Origin of the sequence: Janthinobacterium sp. GMG1 (assembly GCF_034427795.1) — a bacterium.
GTDB lineage: Bacteria > Pseudomonadota > Gammaproteobacteria > Burkholderiales > Burkholderiaceae_D > Janthinobacterium.
This window is the reverse complement of the sequence record NZ_JAXQNT010000010.1, coordinates 187,391-203,152: the sequence shown is the minus strand read 5'-3', so window position 1 is coordinate 203,152 and position 15,762 is coordinate 187,391. Positions and strand designations below refer to the sequence as shown.

Genomic DNA, 15,762 nt, shown 5'->3' with positions numbered 1-15,762 from the left:
GAGGCCAGGTTTGCCTGGCGCCAGGAAATTGCAAAAAAACTAACCATATCGAACTTTTATGATGCATCTTCTCTCCATTTGCAAGGTGACAGCGCCATGACCTCCATTTCTCCACTGTCCAGCTGGAATAGCGCCCCGTCACGGGCTTCCTCCGCCGCGTCGAACCGCACGGAGGCGCCGTCCCCGTCGCCCGCATCCACGCCGTCTGCCATCGTTGCGCTCAGCCCGGAGAGCGTGAGCGACAGCAAGCTGGCAGCGTTCGTGAAAGCGCCCATGGTGTGGGAAAGCGCTACGCGCGACAAAGTGAGCGAGGCGATGACGAAGAGTTTCTCTTCGTACGCGTTTGGCGGCCGCTTCAGCGGCCTGGGCGCTGCCATGCTGGGACAGGCCAAGCTGGGAAACTATAATTTCTCGCAGGCGATGCGGCAGCCGCCGCCAAGCACCACGCCGAATATCTATGGCGCATCCGGCATCGCGCCCGGCAGCCTGCATGGCAATGGCGAAGACCGGGTGTCCCTCAGCATCACCACCAGGAGCGGCGTGGAAGTCAAGCTGTCGCTCGACAGCCAGGGCGACGGCCTGGCCGTGAACATGACGACCAGCGGCGAGCTCAGCGACGCTGAGGCGAGCGCCCTGGGCGAACTGGCGAAAGGTTTTCAGGAAGCCATCGATGGCATGGGGCAGAGCACGCCGAAAATCAAGCTGGAAGGCTTGATGCAGTTCGACCAGCAGGTGCTCGAGTCGGTGAAGCTGCATGCGGAAGTGAAGGTGCGCGGCGAGCCGGAAAGTGTTCAAACCCTCGATTTCCAGGCAGATGGCGCGCAGCGCAAGGTCAGCTTCAGCGGCGAGGCCGGCAGTCTGGACCTGAAGGTCGACGCCAGCCAACTCAATACCTTGGGCAGCAAGGAAAAGCAAGCCAAGGCGCTGGACAGCTACATGAAGCAGTTCGACCAGGCGGCGTCGCGCGGCCATGGCGACGCGGGCCTGGTGTCCATGCTCAAGGATAGCTTCACTGCCTTGCACAGCAACGCCGCCGCGCCGCAAGTAGCCACGGACAATCCCGCGACGGGCAAGTGGCGCCTGGCGGCCGAGGACAAGTCCATCCTGACGGGACTGGCCGATTTCAGCGCCTCCGTGTCGCAAACCGTGAAATTCAGCAATCCCATGCGCAGTGCGGAAAGGGATGGCTTCAATTATGAAGTGTCGCAAAAGACGGAGCAGGCCGGCGCCAGCCAGGACGAACGGTCGATCAGGCAGCAGCAACAATCGAAGCTGAGCGCCAGCTTCCATGAAACGCTCGTCCCCGGCGTGCCGCTGCGCCTGCTGGACAATACGGAATCGCAGAACTACACCTATCACCAGATCGAGGATACGGCCAGCAGCGATGCGCAAGTGGCGTACAAGGATGGCAAGATGGTCAAGGCGAGCTTGCGGCAGGAGGGCAACCAGTCCGAGCGCGTCATGAAGTATTTCCTGGGCAAGCTGGAATCGGACAAGACCACGCCGGGCAACTATTCCGTGCTGCGCGACCTGCTGCCCGTGCTGGGGCCGTACAAGTCGGGCGAGAAGGAGATGACGCCGGAGGCGCGCCTGGAACAGCGCAAGCAGGCGTTGCTGACCTTGAACGACGATGTGCTGCTGCAGTCGTATGCGGGCCGGACCATCAGCCTGTGGCAAGCCGATGTGCTGCCGGAGCGGGACAAGGCCGTCGCCGCTTAGCGATTGAGCACGCTCAATGCAAAAAGCCCGCCTTCCTGCGAAGACGGGCTTTGTGCTTTTGATGCGGCGCAAGGCAGTCTAGGCCTTGGCCCTGCTTTGCTTGATCCAGTAACCGACGCCCAGCGCGGCGAGCCACACGGGTATGAGGTAGACGGAAATGCGCAGGCCCGGCGTCAGGTACATGATTACCAGAATGCCGGCCAGGAACACCAGGCACAGGTAGTTGGTGAACGGGTAGCCCAGGCTCTGGAACAGGGTCGTCTTGCCTTCGATTTTTTTCTGTGCGCGGAAGCGCAAATGGATCCAGCTGATCATGGCCCAGTTGATGATCAGCGCCGACACGACGAGCCCCATCAGCACTTCGAACGCTTCGCCCGGCATGAAGTAATTGACCACCACGCAGGCGCCCGTCGCCAGGGCCGATACGCCCAGTGCCACCAGCGGCACGCCGCGGCGGTTCAGGTGCAGCAGCGCGCGCGGCGCATTGCCTTGCTTGGCCAGGCCGAACAGCATGCGCGTGTTGCAGTACACGCCGCTGTTGTAGACGGACAGGGCGGCCGTCAGCACCACCACGTTCAGGGCCGTGGCCACCAGGTTGCTGTCGAGCGCATGGAAGATCAGCACGAAGGGGCTGCCGCCGGTGACGACGTTTTGCCACGGGTACAGCGACAGCAAAATGCCCAGCGCGCCGATGTAGAAAATCAGGATGCGGTAGATGGCCTGGTTGGTGGCGCGCGGAATCGTCGTGCTCGGGTCATCCGCCTCGGCCGCCGTGATGCCCACCAGTTCCAGGCCGCCGAACGAGAACATGATGACGGCCATGGCCATCACCAGTCCCTGCCAGCCATTCGGGAAGAAGCCGCCGTGCTGCCACAGGTTGGCTACCGAGGCTTGCGGACCGGCGTCGCCGGAGGCCAGCAGCCAGGCGCCGAAGACGATCATGCCGATGATGGCGACCACCTTGATCAGGGCGAACCAGAACTCCATCTCGCCGAAGGCTTTGACATTCAACAAACTGATGGCGTTGATGACGCAAAAGAAGATCAGCGCCGAAACCCAGGTGGGCACGCCGGGCCACCAGTATTGCACGTAGATGCCGACGGCCGTCAGTTCGGCCATGCTGACGAGCACATACAGCACCCAGTAATTCCAGCCCGACAGGAAGCCGGGCAGGTGGCCGCAGTATTTGTCGGCGAAATAGCTGAAGGAGCCGGCGACGGGTTCGTCGACCACCATCTCGCCCAGCTGGCGCATGATCAGAAAGGCGATGACGCCGGCGATGCCGTAGCCCAGCAGGACCGAGGGGCCAGCCATCTTGATGGTTTGCGCGATGCCCAGAAACAGGCCGGTGCCGATGGCACCGCCCAGGGCGATGAGCTGGATGTGGCGGCTTTTCAGGCCGCGCTTGAGCTCTTGTGGTTCGGTATTCCCGACTGCCGTCATATGTTTTATCCTGTTTTTACGGGGCTGAGGTCGCTGATTCTAAAGCATGCACGGGCAAAGCAGGAGCGAAATGCATGTTGCACTGCGGAGGCGCAAGAAAAGCCCCGCATCTTCGCCGAACGGCGTGCAAAACGGCGCTCCAGGCGTCCGCTTTTACGCGCCGGCCGCGACGATGGCTGGTTCGTACACGGCCAGAAACTCGGGCGGCAGGCGGCGTGCGCGGCCGCTGCTCAATTCGATGCAGATCAATTCCCATCGTCCGCGCACGACGGTGGCGCCGTCGCTGTCGCGGATCAGCTGGAAACGCCGTTCCATGCTGGAGCGGCCATCGCTGGCGCACAGCCAGGTGGCCAGGGTCAGCGCTTCGCCGGCCCGCGTCGGCAGCAGGTAGTCGTATTCGCCGCGGCGTATCGCCATGGCCCGGTCCAGACGCCGGTAATCGTCGAGGTCCAGCCCCAGAGTGGCCGAGTGGTGCCAGGCGATATGCTCGCACCAGCGCACGTAGACGGCGTTATTCGTGTGCTGCAAGCCATCGATGTCGCCCGCTTCGGGCGTGACGGGCAGGGTATGGGCGTACGGATAATCCCAGTTCAAGTGCATTCCTTTCGAGACGGTGGCGGCTGATTGTACGGTCTGGCAGCGCGTCCTGTCTTCTGTGCACGCCAGGAAAAACACTGTTTTTCACATTGATGTATGATGCATCATAATTTCTCAACGATCAAGAACACGTATGAACCATCAATTGGACAGTCTGGTGCACGTCAATCTGGGCAAGTCCGTGTACGCCATGCTGCGCGAAGCGCTGGCGGCCGGGCGCTTCCAGCCGAATGACCGGCTGCGCATCCGCGAACTGGCGCTGCAGCTGGGCACCAGCGTCACGCCCGTGCGCGACGCGATGCTGCAACTGGTGCAGGAAGAGGCGCTGGTGCTGCGCTCGCCACGCGACTTCCGCGTGCCCGTGCTGAGCGTGGCGCGCTACCTGGAAATCCGCGCGCTGCGCCTGGAACTGGAAGGCCTGGGCGCGTTTGAAGCGGCGCAGCGCATCGACGATGCTACCCTGGCCGACCTGGAGCGCCTGCTGCAGGCGAACGAAGAGGCCATCGCGCGGCACGACCTGGCGGCGGCCCTGCAATGCAACCAGGCGTTTCACCTGGGCCTGGCGCAGGCGGCCGGCATGCCGACCTTGAAACGCTTCGTCGACCACCTGTGGATGCAGACGGCGCCCCTGATCGCCGCCGGCTACGCCAGCTTTTCGCCCGACATGCGGGTGGGTCATCACCACGCCATCATCAGCGCGCTGCGCCAGCGCGACAGCGCGGCCGCGCGACGCGCCATCGAACAGGACATCCTCGATGGCGGCACGCAGATGCTGGCCTATGTCATGCGCCAGGAGCGCATCCACGCCGGCGCAAGCGAACAAGAACAGAACGAGGAAGAACATGACGCACATTGAGCACAAGATTGAACAGAAAGTTGAACAGAAAACCGCCATCGTCACGGGTGCCAGCCGCGGCATCGGCCACGCGGTGGCCGAGCGCTTCCGCAGCCTGGGCTGGCGGGTCATCACCGTCTCGCGCAGCCCGATTCCCGGCGGCTGCCCGCGCAGCCAGGAGCACAACACGCATGTGTGCATGGATTTGTCGGACCTGAGCCAGATCGGGCAGATGGTCGAGACGCTGCGCCCCATGCTGGGCGACTCGAAACTGCACGCGCTGGTCAACAATGCGGGCGTGTCGCCGAAAGGACCGGGCGGCTCGCGCGTCAATTCGCTGACCACCGACATGCAGACGTGGCAGGAAATGTACAACACGAATTTCTTTGCGCCGCTGGCCCTGACGCGCGGCTTTGCGCAGGAATTGTCGAACGCGCACGGCGCCGTCGTGAACCTGTGCTCGATCGCCGGCTACCGCGTGCACCCGTTTGCCGGCTCGGCCTATGCCAGTTCGAAGGCGGCGCTGGCGTCGCTGACGCGCGAAATGGCCAACGACATGGCGCCGCTGAATGTGCGCGTCAACGCGATCGCACCGGGCGAGATCGACACGGCCATCCTGTCGCCTGGCACTTCGCACATCGTCGACACGCAAATCCCCCTGCGCCGCCTGGGCACGACTGCCGAAGTGGCGGATTTGGTGGAGTTTTTGTGCAGCGAGCGCGCTTCGTACATCACGGGGGCGGAAATTCCCATCGACGGCGGCCAGCGCATTTAGAGCCTGTCCCGGTAGCCGGCGCGGATGGCACCTGCGAGGCGTCAGTGCGCGTCCAGCTGCGCCTGCAGCGCGGCCACCACCAGCGCGTGGTCGTCCGCCTGCGCCAGGCCGGAAACGGTGACCGTGCCGACCAGTCCCACGCCGCGTATCAGCAGGGGGAAAGCGCCGCCGTGGCCCGCGTACTCGATGTCATCGAGGTATTTCACGTCTTCGAAGGTGCTGCCGCGGCTTTTATACGAGATGCCCATGTAGTAGGAGCTGCGGCAAAAGCGCTGCACCGTATTGTTCTTGCGGCGTATCCAGTCCGCCTGGTCCGCCGTGGCGCCCGTCATGGCGTGGTGGAACAGGACTTGACCGTTGCGCGTGATGTTGACGGTGACGGCCTTGCCCCGCTTGCGCACTTCTTCGACGATCCACAGGCCCACGGCCAGTGCGGCGTCGTTGTCGAAGCGTTCGAATTGCAGGGATTCTTCCTGCTGCGCCAGGGTTTGCAGCAAATCGGCGTAATGATCCATCGTGGAGGCGGGTGGTAGTGGCTGGAAGCGCTACTGTAGCGCACCATGGGGCGGCCGCGCGCGCTTTTTCCATGGCGCGGCTAAAATAGGCGGCATGAACCTGTCCCTGTTCGCCGATGAAGAACAAGTCCCGGCCGGCCCCGTGCTGCTGGTGCCGGGTTCGTCCGCGTCTATCCTGCTGCGCGCTTTCGCGCTGCCCTGCCTGGACGAACTGCTGCCGGCGCTGGACGCCATCGTGCTGGCGGCTCCCCTGCGCCACATGGCCACGCCGGGCGGCTTGCGCATGTCGGTTGCCATGAGCAATTGCGGCGCCTTGGGCTGGGTCACGGATGGGCGCGGCTACCGCTATGCGCGGCGCGATCCGGACAGCGGTCTTCCCTGGCCGCCGATGCCGCCCGTGTTCCTGCGCCTGGCGCAGGAGGCGGCGCTCGCGGCCGGCTATCCGGGCTTTGCTCCCGACGCCTGCCTGGTCAACCGCTATGCGCCCGGCGCGCGCATGGCCCTGCACCAGGACCGCGACGAATGCGATTTCAATGCGCCCATCGTTTCCGTCTCGCTCGGTTTGCCCGCCACCTTCCTGTTCGGCGGCGCCGGGCGGGCCGACAAGGCGGCGCGCATCGGCCTGCTGCACGGCGATGTGGTGGTGTGGGGCGGCGCCGACCGCCTGCGCTTCCACGGCGTGGCGCCCCTGAAGGAAGGTGAACACGCGGTGCTGGGCGCGCAGCGCATCAATCTGACGTTTCGCAAGGCCAGCTAACCCGTCAATATGCTCCATTAATGCAAGTTGCTTGCAAATGCGAGGATTTTTCTTCATGATATGCAACTTGTTTGCATATGGAGTATCACCATGAAGCGCGATTCCCTATCCTCGCCGCTGCCCGATGTGGCGGCCGGCCCCCATCTGGGCAGCCCCTTTCCGCTTGAGTGGGTCGGCATGCAAGGCATCGCCTTGCCCCTGTGGCTGGAAGAGGGCGGGCAGGCGCAGCAAGTGCATGCCTGGGCCGACGTGCAAGTCGATTTGCCCGACCCGCACGTCAAGGGCATCCACATGTCGCGTTTGTATCTGCTGCTCGATGCGTTTGCCGCCGCGCAACCGCTCGATGCGGGCGCCCTGGCCGCCGTGCTGCGGCGCATGGTGGACAGCCATGCCGATTGCGGCAGCACGCAGGCGCGCCTGGTGCTGGCCTTTCCCCTGCTGCGGCGCCAGCCGGCGCTGCTGACGGCGGGGCTGTCTGGCTGGAAATCGTATCCCGTGCGCCTGCAGGCCAGTGTTACTCCGCAGGGCTTTGCCCTGTCCCTGACGGTGGAGGTCGGCTACTCGTCGACCTGTCCATGTTCGGCGGCGCTGGCGCGGCAATTGCTGGCCGACGCCTTCGCGGCGCAGTTCGGTGCGGGCGGCATCGAGGGCGCGGCCGCGCGCGCCTGGCTGCAGGAACACGCGAGCCTGGCCACGCCGCACAGCCAGCGCAGCACGGCGACGGTCACGGTGCCCTTGACGGAACAGGCGGAGCTGGACCTGTTTCCCCTGATCGACCTGGTGGAAGCGGCACTGGCGACACCGCTGCAGACGGCCGTGAAACGGGCGGACGAGCAGGCGTTCGCGCGCCTGAATGGTGCTAACCTGATGTATGTGGAAGACGCGGCCCGCCGCGTGCAGGCGGCGCTGGCGCCACGCCATCCGCAGGCGCGTGTTACCGTACGGCATATGGAAAGCCTGCATCCGCACGATGCCGTGGCGCAGGCGGGCAAGCTTGCCGGAGAATACTAGTCAACCACCGTGAAGGAGGGCAGCATGCCGGAGAAAATCGAGCGGGACGTCAACGATGACAGCCTGGAAGAAGAAGTGGAACGCGAACGGCGCGAGCATGCGCTGATCGACGAGGAAAAGCTGGGCATGGACGAGCTGGAAGAGGAGCGGCTGAAGCGGGAGCGCCAGCCGGGCGGTCACTAACGTCAAGGCAATGTTATCAGCGCTGGCATCGCGCCGTGCTGCCCGGTACAATTTCGCTTTGTCCTTCTCCCCCAACCCCGGAGGCCCATGAAATATCGCGCATTGTTCCAGTTTATCCTCGGCCTGACGGCCGCCACCCTGGCCGCTTCGCAGGCCCAGGCCGCCACCATCTGCACCGCCATGGCCGACGCCAAAACAGGCGCCGTCTTGCTGCAAGAGGGCAATTGCCTCGACAGAGTCACGCCCGCATCCACGTTCAAGATCGCGCTCAGCCTGATGGGCTATGACGCCGGCTTCCTCAAGGACGAGCACAAGCCGGCCCTGCCGTACCGCCAGGGCTATGTGGACTGGGGCGGCGAAGCCTGGCGCCAGGATACGGACCCGTCGCGCTGGATGCAGTATTCCGTCGTCTGGTATTCGCAGCAGATCACGCAGGCTCTGGGCGCCGAGCGCTTCCAGAAATACGCGAAGGCTTTGCGCTATGGCAATGCGGACGTCTCGGGCGATCCGGGCAAGGAGAACAGCCTGGAGCGTTCGTGGATCAGCTCTTCGCTGAAAATTTCACCACTGGAACAGCTGGGCTTTTTGCGCAAGCTGGTCAATTACCAGCTGCCCGTGACGAAACAGGCGATGGAAGCAACGCACCGCCTGACCCGCCTGGCGGACGTGGGCGGCTGGCAAGTGCATGGCAAGACGGGCGCCGCCTTCCCGCGCAAGGCCGACGGCAGCTTTGACGAAGCGCATGGCTACGGCTGGTTCGTGGGTTGGGCCAGCCAGGGCGAGCGCAGCATCGTCTTTGCGCGCCTGGTGCAGGATGACAAGAAGGGTGAGCAATCGGCCGGCTTGCGCACGCGCGAGGCCATGCTGAAGGAATTGCCGGCGCTGCTGGAGCAGGCGCAGAAGTGACGGCCAGCATCGTCGCCGCCACCTTCATCGCCACCGATGGCGAGTACCTGGAAGCCGTCATCGACGTGGATGGCCAGCGCCTGCACGTGATGGACGAGTTCGGCGGCAGGCAGATGGCCGCCGGCACGCAAGTCCAGCTCGAACTGTGGCCCATGGCCAGCGAACTTGACGACTGGGACGCCATCTTCCGCGCCAACCCCGGCCGGGAGCAGGGCTTGCGTCGCCTCGATGGCTGGCGCTACCTGGCGCTGGGCGTCGTGACCCAGGTCGATCCCGTCATCTGCGACTGCGGCCTGCTGCAACTGGAAAACCCGTTTACGACGCATGACGCGCGCTGCGTGGGCGCGTATGTCGGCGTCACCCTGGCGCGCCTGGATGCTTGCCTGGCGTAAATTCCGGCCCGCTTTGTTGCCCGCCCTATATACTTGCTGAAACGGATTTTCCGGCATCAGACAAGGTTACAAGCATGGCATCAGGCATGGAGCAGTTTCAGGAAAAAGCACGGCAGGCATGGACATGGGCGTGCGCGCAAGCCTTGCGCGTGGCGGGAGTGACGTGGACAAAGGCGGTGGCGCTGTACCGGCGCGGCCACGCGCACCTGATGACCCTGCCGCCCGTGCGGCGCGCGCTGGTGCTGGGGCTATGGTCTTTCCTGGCCGTGCTGGCGCTGCTGACCTTGTACATGCTGCTGCTGATTCCCCTGACGCCGAGCATCCACGACTTGCGCCAGGCGCGCGCGGCCGCGCCGAGCACCATGGTCAGCGCCGATGGCGAGGAACTGGCCCGCTTCGACCAGGGCTTGCAGGAACGGGTCACGTTAAAGCAGATTTCGCCGAACGTGATCAGCGCCTTGATCTCGACGGAAGACCACCGTTTCTACGACCACCACGGCATCGATTTCACGCGCACGGCAGGCGCCGTCTTGCACACCGCAAGCGGCAACCCCCAGGGCGGTTCCACCATCACGCAGCAACTGGCGCGCAATATGTTCCCCGAGGAAATCGGCCGCTCGCGCAACCTGAACCGCAAGCTGAAGGAACTCATCACGGCCCTGAAAATCGAGGCCACCTACAGCAAGACGGAAATCCTGGAAGCGTATTTGAACACTGTGCCTTTCCTGTACAACACCTACGGCATCGAAATGGCGGCCCGTACCTATTTCGACAAGCCAGCCTCGCGCCTCGATATCCTGGAAAGCGCCACCCTGGTCGGCATGCTCAAGGGCACGAATTACTACAATCCGGTCGGCAATCCCGAACGTTCTTTACAGCGGCGCAATGTGGTGCTGGGGCAGATGCGCAAGCATGACGTCATCGACGAGGCGCGCTACAAGCAGTTGATCAAGCGTCCGCTGCGCCTGCATTTCGAGCGCCAGAGCGAGCGGGCGCAATCGGACAGCCATTTCACGGCCTATGTGCGCAAGTGGCTGATCGACTGGGCCGACGAGAACGACTACAACCTGGAGCGTGACGGCTTGATCGTGCACACCACGCTCGACCATGACTTGCAGCAGGCGGCCGAGCGCGCCGTCGAACGCCAGGCGAATGCCTTGCAGGCGATCGCCGACGTGGAATGGAGCCGCGCGGGCGTGCCGTCGTCCACCTCGACAGGCATGTACGCGGGCATGCAGGGCGGCAGCGTGCCCTTCGATTATTTCTGGAAATCCCACCCGGCCTTGCTTGACGCCTTCGTGCGCGAGTCGGGTGACTACCGCAAGCTGACGGCCGCCGGTGGCACGCCGGAGGCGGCTTTGGCACAGCTGAAGGGCGACCGCGCCTTCATGGCGGCCCTGCGCAAGTCGAAGACCCGCCTGGAAGCGGGTTTTACGGCCATGGATCCTGCCACGGGCGCCGTGCGCGCCTGGGTGGGCAGCCGCGACTTTGCGCGCGAACAATTCGACCACGTGTCGCAGGCGGCGCGCCAGCCCGGTTCCACATTTAAACCCATCGTGTATGGCGCGGCGCTGGAAAAGGGCTTGAGTCCCGAGCACGTCTACCGCGATGCCGTGATGGATATCAAGGCGTCCGATGGCACGATTTGGCGCCCGACGGACATGAGCGGCACCACGGGGCGCGACATGACCATGCGCGACGGTCTCGTGTATTCGAAAAACACCATCACGGCGCAAGTGATGCAAGACGTGGGCTTGCCGCCGATCATCAAGCTGGCGCGCGCGCTGGGTATTCGCGACAGCAAGCTGGAAAAAGTGCCGTCCCTGGCGCTGGGCACCAGTCCCGTCACCTTGCTGGAAATGGTCAACGCCTACGCCAGCATCGCGGCCCAGGGCGAAGCGCGCCTGCCGTTTGTCGTCACGCACATCACCGACCGCGAAGGCAAGGTCATCGCCCGCTTCGGCGAAGACAAGCCCAAGCGCGCCATGCAGGAAGCATCGGCCGCCACCCTGACGGACATGATGCGCGGCGTCATCGACCGCGGCACGGGCACGGCCATCCGCAGCCGCTTCGGCATCCGCTCCGACGTGGCCGGCAAGAGCGGCACCACGCAAAACAATGCGGACGGCTGGTTTATTTTGATGCATCCGGAACTGGTGGGCGGCGCCTGGGTCGGCTTCAATGACGCGCGCGTCACCATGCGCAGCAATTACTGGGGCCAGGGCGGCCACAACGCCGTGCTGGTGGTGGGCGACTTCTTCAAGACGGCGCTCGACACGGGAAAACTGTCGCGCGACGCCATCTTCCCCGGCGGCAAGCCACCTCCGCCGCCGCGCCACGTGGAGCCGGTCGACGAGCCCGAGGATGAACCGGTGGAAGAGCCGGGTGACTTGCTGCAAGAGGGCGCGCCGCCGGCGCCGCTGGCCATGCCGGCCGAAGGCGAGGGCGGGCAGGAGTCGCATGGCAAGGCGGTGCAGGAGCCGGCTCCCGCACCGGCTCCTATGCCGCAGCCGGTGCCGCAAGGCTGAGCGGCGAGAGCCTGGCGAAGTTCTCTGATCGGCCTGAACCGCGTGTACGAGATTCTCTCAATGGCACGCGCCAGCTGACCCTGCCGACGATCCGCCGCCTGCATGAGGAGTTGGGTATTCCGGCCGAAGTGCTGATACGGCAGGCGGCGGCTCAGGCTTAGCTGGCCAGCCTGTGTTCTTGCCTATCTTTTTACACCGTATTGCGCCGCAACCCCGCTTCGCGCACGAACACTTGCAACGCGGCCATGGTCTGCTGGTGCAGCGTTTTCAGTTCCGCTCGCAGCGCGGGCGTGATGGCCAGGTTGCCGTTCGCTTCCTTGCGCACTGGCAGGCCCAGTACCTGCGCCATTTCCACCGGGTAATTTGTGAAGTCGCCATACGGCCGCTTGCCGTCGACGGACGGAGTGGGCCAATAGCCTTCGGCCAGGTAGTCTTCCGCCGCCATGCCCAGCATTTCCAGCGGCATCCACGACTGTTGCCGCAGCAGTGTCACATGCTGCCTGGTCAGGGCGAAGGGTACCTTGCCGTTGGCATAGCTGCCAGGCTTCAGGTCGGCCATCTGCACGAAGTGGGGCAGCAGCAGCGCCGCCTCCATCAGGCGCTGCGCGGCCAGCGCCGCATCCTTGCTGGCAATGGCCTGCATGGTCAGTTGCAGGGTATCGCCCTTGCCCAGCGGGTAGGCCGGATTGAGCATGGGCGCGCCGCTTTCCACGGGCGACCAGCCGATGTTGAAGCGCCGTATCAGCGCCAGATGCTGCACATTGAGCACCGTGGGCAGCGGAGCGTCGAGGGTGGCCAGGATGCGCTGACGCACGGCGCTGGGCAGGTCATTGTCTGCCGCGCGTGCGAGTACGGGCGAACACAGCAGGACGCCGGCGAGGCGCAGCAGCTGGCGGCGCAGGGGCTGGATCAGGCGCGGCATCATGGCGTCGTCAAGTCCTGGCGCTGGAATTCGATGCGGTTTTCCTGGTAATCCCACTTGGTGTAGGACCCGAACACGCGACGGTTTTCCTTGCTGTCGGCATTCGACAGTTCGCGCTTCATGCGCCGTACCAAAGCGGGATCCGTGAGCGGCGCCGTCGTGGCGGCGAACACGTCGTGCCGCACGCTCTGTTTGGCGTCGGCGCCGCGCGAGATGATGGTGAGCTTGCGTGAAGCAGGATCGAAGTACACGCGCATGGCGAAGGTATTCATGTCCTGCAGATACAGGCCGTCGTCGCGCTGCTGGGCGTGGAAATAATCGCCGCAGACTGCCTTCGGCTCGCGTTTCCACTCGCAGGACAGGGCGATCAGCAGGTGCCGCTCGTCGAGTTGCTTGACCGAAATGCGTCCTTTGGAGTAACCCCAGGTGCTGGCCGGCACGGTTGCCGACGAGGCAAGATTGTATTCGCCCACCAGCTTGGTCAGGGGAGCTTGCGCCGACGCGCCGGCGCAGAGGATCAGGGCGGCGGCCGCAAGGGCGCCTTGTATCTTGGAAAATGGTGTCATGATGACCATAAAGAAAAGTTGCCATATTATAGATGGCAACTTTCCAATATGGCCACGCGCTAGCGCAGTGCCGGCCGTTACTTCAGCTTGCTCAACTCGGCCACGTCGATCTTGACGGTCTTGTCGCCCACGGCGGCCACCAGCGTCTTGAAGTGGGGCGTCGCGTAATGCGCCGTCAGCGCGTCCTGGTTGCTCCACTCTTCCAGCATGATGAAGCGCGTAGGAATCTTGTTGTCGAGGTGTAATTCGTAGCGCAGGCAGCCGCTTTCCGCGCGGCTCGGTACTACGACGGCTTCCAGGGCGGCGCGCACGGCGTCGATATGGTCAGTTTGGGCATCGATGGTGGCGACGACGATCAGGGTCATGGTGGTCCTTGTGGTTGGGGTGCCAGCAGCTTAGCGCATCTGGCGCTTCCTTGCCGGCTGCGCCGCGACGGCTTGCGGCGCAGCGGGCACTCCTTACGCGGCTTGCAGCGCCCCGATCTGCTCGAAGGCCCCCGTCAACGCTTGCGCCCTGGCTGCGTCGCTGACCTTGACGCCTTCGGCGCGCACGATCTCGATCTGCGTGACGCCGAGGAAACCGAGGAAGGCGCGCAGATGGCTTTCCTGGTGTTCCAGGGCCGCCATCGGCGTGTCGGCGCCGTAATAGCCGCCGCGCGTCGAGGCGATGATCACGCGCTTGCTGCCCAATAAACCTTCGGGGCCGTTGGCGCCGTACTGGAAGGTTTTGCCGGGCACGGCCAGCGCATCGAGCCACGATTTGAGCTGGCTGGGGATGGCGAAGTTGTACATGGGCGCGCCGATGACGATGACGTCGGCGGCCAGCACTTGCTCCAGCGCGCCAGCCAGCGCCAGGCCGTCGGCGGCGCTCGGTGCTGCCGTAAATTGCGGCAATGGTTGCGCGGCCAGGTCATGGTACTGGACGGTGGCGCCGGGCGCGGCCGTTTGCAGGCGGGCGACGATGGCGGAGGACAATTGGCGGCTGAGGGAATGCTCGCCGAGGATGCTCGAATCGATGTGCAGGATGTTCATGTGGGCCTTCTTGGGTGGTATGATCGGGTGGTATGCTTTTGTAACCGAGTTAAATATAGTGACTATCAAATGAACGCACAAGAAGGCACTTTTTCCACACTGGGGCACACGGATGTGACTATTGGCGATGCCGCCGCGCAAGGAGCGGAGCTGGAACGGCGCATGCGCGACGAAGGCGGCCATGCGGGCGTGGCCGATTCCTGCCGCCCGATCACGGACATCCTCACCCGCGTGGGCGACAAATGGAGCGTGATGGTGGTGATCTTGCTCGGCAATGGCACCAAGCGCTTCAACGAGATGCGCCGCCTGATCGGCGGCATCTCGCAGCGCATGCTGACATTGACCTTGCGCGGGCTGGAGCGCGACGGCCTGGTGACGCGCACCGTGTTTCCCACCGTGCCGCCGCGCGTCGACTACGCCTTGACGGACCTGGGGCGCTCGCTATTGATCCCCATCAGCGCGCTGGGCGCCTGGGCCCATGGCCACCGCGACGCCATCGATGCGGCGCGGCTGGCGTTTGACGCCCGGACGGCGAACCATTTGCTGTCCGGCGAATAAGTCACCTCAAGCCGCGCCAAACAGCTGCGCCATCGTCTGGCGCAGCCAGCGGTTCGACGCATCTTCATGGTAGCGCTCGTGCCAGTGCTGCTTGACTGAAAAGCTGGGCAGTTGTACGGGCAGGGGCAGGATGCGGAACGCTTCGTGGTCCTGCATCTGCAGCGCGTAGCGGTACGGTACCGTGACGATGTACTCGGTTTCGGCGACGATGCGTGACACACCGAGGAAACTGGGCAGTTTCAGCACGATGCGCCGCTGCACGCCAGCCGCCGCCAGTACTTTTTCCACGATGGAATGGCCCGTGCCCGAGCTTTTCACTTCGATATGCCCCTCCTGCAGGAACTCTTCCACCGTCATCGTGTCGCGGATGCGCGGGTGGCTGCTGGCCACCAGGCAGACAAAGTGCTGGTCGAACAGTTTTTGCTGATAAAACCCCGATTCCAGGTGCGGCATGAAGCCCACGGCCAGGTCCACTTCGCCTCCCTCCAGGCGCTCGGGCGTGTCGGTGGCGATCTTCGACACGTCCAAGGTGATGCCGGGCGCGATCTGCTGCAGATGGTTGAGCAGGGTGGGCAGCAGCACGATTTCACTGATGTCCGTCATGCAGATGGCAAATTCGCGCGTGCTGGCGGCCGGGTCGAACACGGGCTGGTCGGCCAGCGCATGCTGCCAGGCGGCGATCGCGGCGCGCACGTCCTGCACCGCGTTCTGCGCGCGCGGCGTCGGCTCCATGCCTTTCGAGGTGCGCGCAAACAGGCGGTCGCCGAAATGCGTGCGCAGCTTGCCCAGGCCGATGCTTACCGTCGATTGCGGCAAGCCCAGGTTTTCCGCCGCGCGCGTCACATTGCGGCTTTTATAGATCTCGTCAAAGATGAACAGCAATTCGATATCGAAGCGCGACATGGGGAGCACCATTATTTAAAAACTTGATTGTGGCTATTGTATTCCATCGCTTTACCAAATATTGACCTGTCGGCACACTGCTTGCCATACCCAGAGCACGGCAAACGTGCATCGCGCAAGC

At 64.1% G+C, this 15,762-nt stretch carries 18 protein-coding genes; 10 read left to right on the top strand and 8 right to left on the bottom strand.

Annotation, left to right across the window (positions count from 1 at the left end; translation table 11 throughout):
- Window positions 1-96 precede the first annotated feature (96 nt).
- The gene (locus SJI03_RS23545; protein ID WP_322428820.1) at window positions 97-1,719 is read left to right on the top strand and encodes a hypothetical protein; all 1,623 of its coding nucleotides are present in this window, start codon (window positions 97-99) and stop codon (window positions 1,717-1,719) included.
- Window positions 1,720-1,797: 78 nt separating this feature from the next.
- Here SJI03_RS23545 and SJI03_RS23540 read toward each other — a convergent pair whose 3' ends face one another.
- Together SJI03_RS23540 and SJI03_RS23535 are read right to left on the bottom strand one after the other, a co-directional pair.
- Window positions 1,798-3,162, bottom strand: coding sequence for an amino acid permease (locus tag SJI03_RS23540; protein WP_322428819.1), 1,365 nt, complete (start codon window positions 3,160-3,162; stop codon window positions 1,798-1,800).
- Window positions 3,163-3,315: 153 nt separating this feature from the next.
- Window positions 3,316-3,756, bottom strand: a complete 441-nt coding sequence (locus SJI03_RS23535) for a thioesterase family protein (protein WP_322428818.1) — start codon at window positions 3,754-3,756, stop codon at window positions 3,316-3,318.
- A gap of 136 nt (window positions 3,757-3,892) precedes the next feature.
- Between SJI03_RS23535 and SJI03_RS23530 the strand changes: the two genes are divergently transcribed.
- Complete coding sequence (locus SJI03_RS23530; protein ID WP_322428817.1) at window positions 3,893-4,615, top strand: GntR family transcriptional regulator; 723 nt, start codon at window positions 3,893-3,895, stop codon at window positions 4,613-4,615.
- The gene (locus SJI03_RS23525; protein ID WP_322428816.1) at window positions 4,602-5,369 is read left to right on the top strand and encodes an SDR family oxidoreductase; all 768 of its coding nucleotides are present in this window, start codon (window positions 4,602-4,604) and stop codon (window positions 5,367-5,369) included. Before SJI03_RS23530 ends, SJI03_RS23525 begins: the two co-directional genes overlap by 14 nt.
- A 41-nt stretch (window positions 5,370-5,410) precedes the next feature.
- Here the strand turns inward: SJI03_RS23525 and SJI03_RS23520 are convergent, their stop codons facing one another.
- Entirely contained in the window at window positions 5,411-5,884 is a 474-nt protein-coding gene (locus SJI03_RS23520) for a heme-degrading domain-containing protein (protein WP_116744637.1), read from the bottom strand.
- Window positions 5,885-5,978: 94 nt separating this feature from the next.
- Here SJI03_RS23520 and alkB point away from each other — a divergent pair, with 94 nt between their 5' ends.
- The 6 genes from alkB to SJI03_RS23490 all read left to right on the top strand — a co-directional run bounded on the left by alkB (window position 5,979) and on the right by SJI03_RS23490 (window position 11,661).
- On the top strand, window positions 5,979-6,641 hold the full coding sequence (gene alkB / locus SJI03_RS23515; protein ID WP_322428815.1) for a DNA oxidative demethylase AlkB: 663 nt from the start codon (window positions 5,979-5,981) through the stop codon (window positions 6,639-6,641).
- Window positions 6,642-6,731: 90 nt separating this feature from the next.
- Window positions 6,732-7,652, top strand: a complete 921-nt coding sequence (folE2, locus tag SJI03_RS23510) for a GTP cyclohydrolase FolE2 (protein ID WP_322428814.1) — start codon at window positions 6,732-6,734, stop codon at window positions 7,650-7,652.
- A gap of 24 nt (window positions 7,653-7,676) precedes the next feature.
- A complete protein-coding gene (locus SJI03_RS23505; RefSeq protein WP_158301156.1) occupies window positions 7,677-7,835 on the top strand; it encodes a hypothetical protein in 159 nt (52 codons plus the stop codon).
- An 87-nt stretch (window positions 7,836-7,922) separates the two neighbouring features.
- Window positions 7,923-8,741, top strand: a complete 819-nt coding sequence (gene blaOXA, locus SJI03_RS23500) for a class D beta-lactamase (protein WP_322428813.1) — start codon at window positions 7,923-7,925, stop codon at window positions 8,739-8,741.
- Window positions 8,738-9,133, top strand: a complete 396-nt coding sequence (locus SJI03_RS23495) for a hypothetical protein (RefSeq protein ID WP_322428812.1) — start codon at window positions 8,738-8,740, stop codon at window positions 9,131-9,133. The genes blaOXA and SJI03_RS23495 overlap by 4 nt, the downstream gene beginning before the upstream one ends.
- Before the next feature lie 74 nt (window positions 9,134-9,207).
- Window positions 9,208-11,661, top strand: a complete 2,454-nt coding sequence (locus SJI03_RS23490; protein WP_322428811.1) for a penicillin-binding protein 1A — start codon at window positions 9,208-9,210, stop codon at window positions 11,659-11,661.
- 190 nt (window positions 11,662-11,851) lie between these two features.
- Here the strand turns inward: SJI03_RS23490 and SJI03_RS23480 are convergent, their stop codons facing one another.
- The 4 genes from SJI03_RS23480 to SJI03_RS23465 all read right to left on the bottom strand — a co-directional run bounded on the left by SJI03_RS23480 (window position 11,852) and on the right by SJI03_RS23465 (window position 14,180).
- Complete coding sequence (locus tag SJI03_RS23480) at window positions 11,852-12,586, bottom strand: hypothetical protein (protein WP_322428810.1); 735 nt, start codon at window positions 12,584-12,586, stop codon at window positions 11,852-11,854.
- Window positions 12,583-13,149: a hypothetical protein gene (locus tag SJI03_RS23475; protein WP_322428809.1), complete on the bottom strand. Its 567-nt coding sequence runs from the start codon at window positions 13,147-13,149 to the stop codon at window positions 12,583-12,585. The genes SJI03_RS23480 and SJI03_RS23475 overlap by 4 nt, the downstream gene beginning before the upstream one ends.
- Window positions 13,150-13,226: 77 nt before the next feature.
- Window positions 13,227-13,514: a putative quinol monooxygenase gene (locus SJI03_RS23470; RefSeq protein ID WP_322428808.1), complete on the bottom strand. Its 288-nt coding sequence runs from the start codon at window positions 13,512-13,514 to the stop codon at window positions 13,227-13,229.
- A gap of 93 nt (window positions 13,515-13,607) precedes the next feature.
- A complete protein-coding gene (locus SJI03_RS23465; protein WP_322428807.1) occupies window positions 13,608-14,180 on the bottom strand; it encodes an FMN-dependent NADH-azoreductase in 573 nt (190 codons plus the stop codon).
- A gap of 162 nt (window positions 14,181-14,342) precedes the next feature.
- On the opposite strand from SJI03_RS23465, the gene SJI03_RS23460 reads away from it, so the two are divergent.
- Window positions 14,343-14,738, top strand: coding sequence for a winged helix-turn-helix transcriptional regulator (locus SJI03_RS23460; protein ID WP_099377364.1), 396 nt, complete (start codon window positions 14,343-14,345; stop codon window positions 14,736-14,738).
- Between the two features lie 6 nt (window positions 14,739-14,744).
- Here the strand turns inward: SJI03_RS23460 and SJI03_RS23455 are convergent, their stop codons facing one another.
- The gene (locus tag SJI03_RS23455) at window positions 14,745-15,641 is read right to left on the bottom strand and encodes a LysR family transcriptional regulator (protein ID WP_322428806.1); all 897 of its coding nucleotides are present in this window, start codon (window positions 15,639-15,641) and stop codon (window positions 14,745-14,747) included.
- Between the last annotated feature and the right edge of the window lie 121 nt (window positions 15,642-15,762).

Bases quoted from the DNA above. Each gene is read 5' to 3' on its own strand.
- SJI03_RS23455 (WP_322428806.1), bottom strand. From the start codon at position 15,641: ATGTCGCGCTTCGATATCGAATTGCTGTTCATCTTTGACGAGATCTAT.
- SJI03_RS23530 (WP_322428817.1), top strand. From the start codon at position 3,893: ATGAACCATCAATTGGACAGTCTGGTGCACGTCAATCTGGGCAAGTCC.
- folE2 (WP_322428814.1), top strand. From the start codon at position 6,732: ATGAAGCGCGATTCCCTATCCTCGCCGCTGCCCGATGTGGCGGCCGGC.
- SJI03_RS23465 (WP_322428807.1), bottom strand. From the start codon at position 14,180: ATGAACATCCTGCACATCGATTCGAGCATCCTCGGCGAGCATTCCCTC.
- SJI03_RS23545 (WP_322428820.1), top strand. From the start codon at position 97: ATGACCTCCATTTCTCCACTGTCCAGCTGGAATAGCGCCCCGTCACGG.
- SJI03_RS23480 (WP_322428810.1), bottom strand. From the start codon at position 12,586: ATGATGCCGCGCCTGATCCAGCCCCTGCGCCGCCAGCTGCTGCGCCTC.
- alkB (WP_322428815.1), top strand. From the start codon at position 5,979: ATGAACCTGTCCCTGTTCGCCGATGAAGAACAAGTCCCGGCCGGCCCC.
- blaOXA (WP_322428813.1), top strand. From the start codon at position 7,923: ATGAAATATCGCGCATTGTTCCAGTTTATCCTCGGCCTGACGGCCGCC.
- SJI03_RS23460 (WP_099377364.1), top strand. From the start codon at position 14,343: ATGCGCGACGAAGGCGGCCATGCGGGCGTGGCCGATTCCTGCCGCCCG.
- SJI03_RS23540 (WP_322428819.1), bottom strand. From the start codon at position 3,162: ATGACGGCAGTCGGGAATACCGAACCACAAGAGCTCAAGCGCGGCCTG.
- SJI03_RS23520 (WP_116744637.1), bottom strand. From the start codon at position 5,884: ATGGATCATTACGCCGATTTGCTGCAAACCCTGGCGCAGCAGGAAGAA.
- SJI03_RS23475 (WP_322428809.1), bottom strand. From the start codon at position 13,149: ATGACACCATTTTCCAAGATACAAGGCGCCCTTGCGGCCGCCGCCCTG.
- SJI03_RS23505 (WP_158301156.1), top strand. From the start codon at position 7,677: ATGCCGGAGAAAATCGAGCGGGACGTCAACGATGACAGCCTGGAAGAA.
- SJI03_RS23470 (WP_322428808.1), bottom strand. From the start codon at position 13,514: ATGACCCTGATCGTCGTCGCCACCATCGATGCCCAAACTGACCATATC.
- SJI03_RS23490 (WP_322428811.1), top strand. From the start codon at position 9,208: ATGGCATCAGGCATGGAGCAGTTTCAGGAAAAAGCACGGCAGGCATGG.
- SJI03_RS23525 (WP_322428816.1), top strand. From the start codon at position 4,602: ATGACGCACATTGAGCACAAGATTGAACAGAAAGTTGAACAGAAAACC.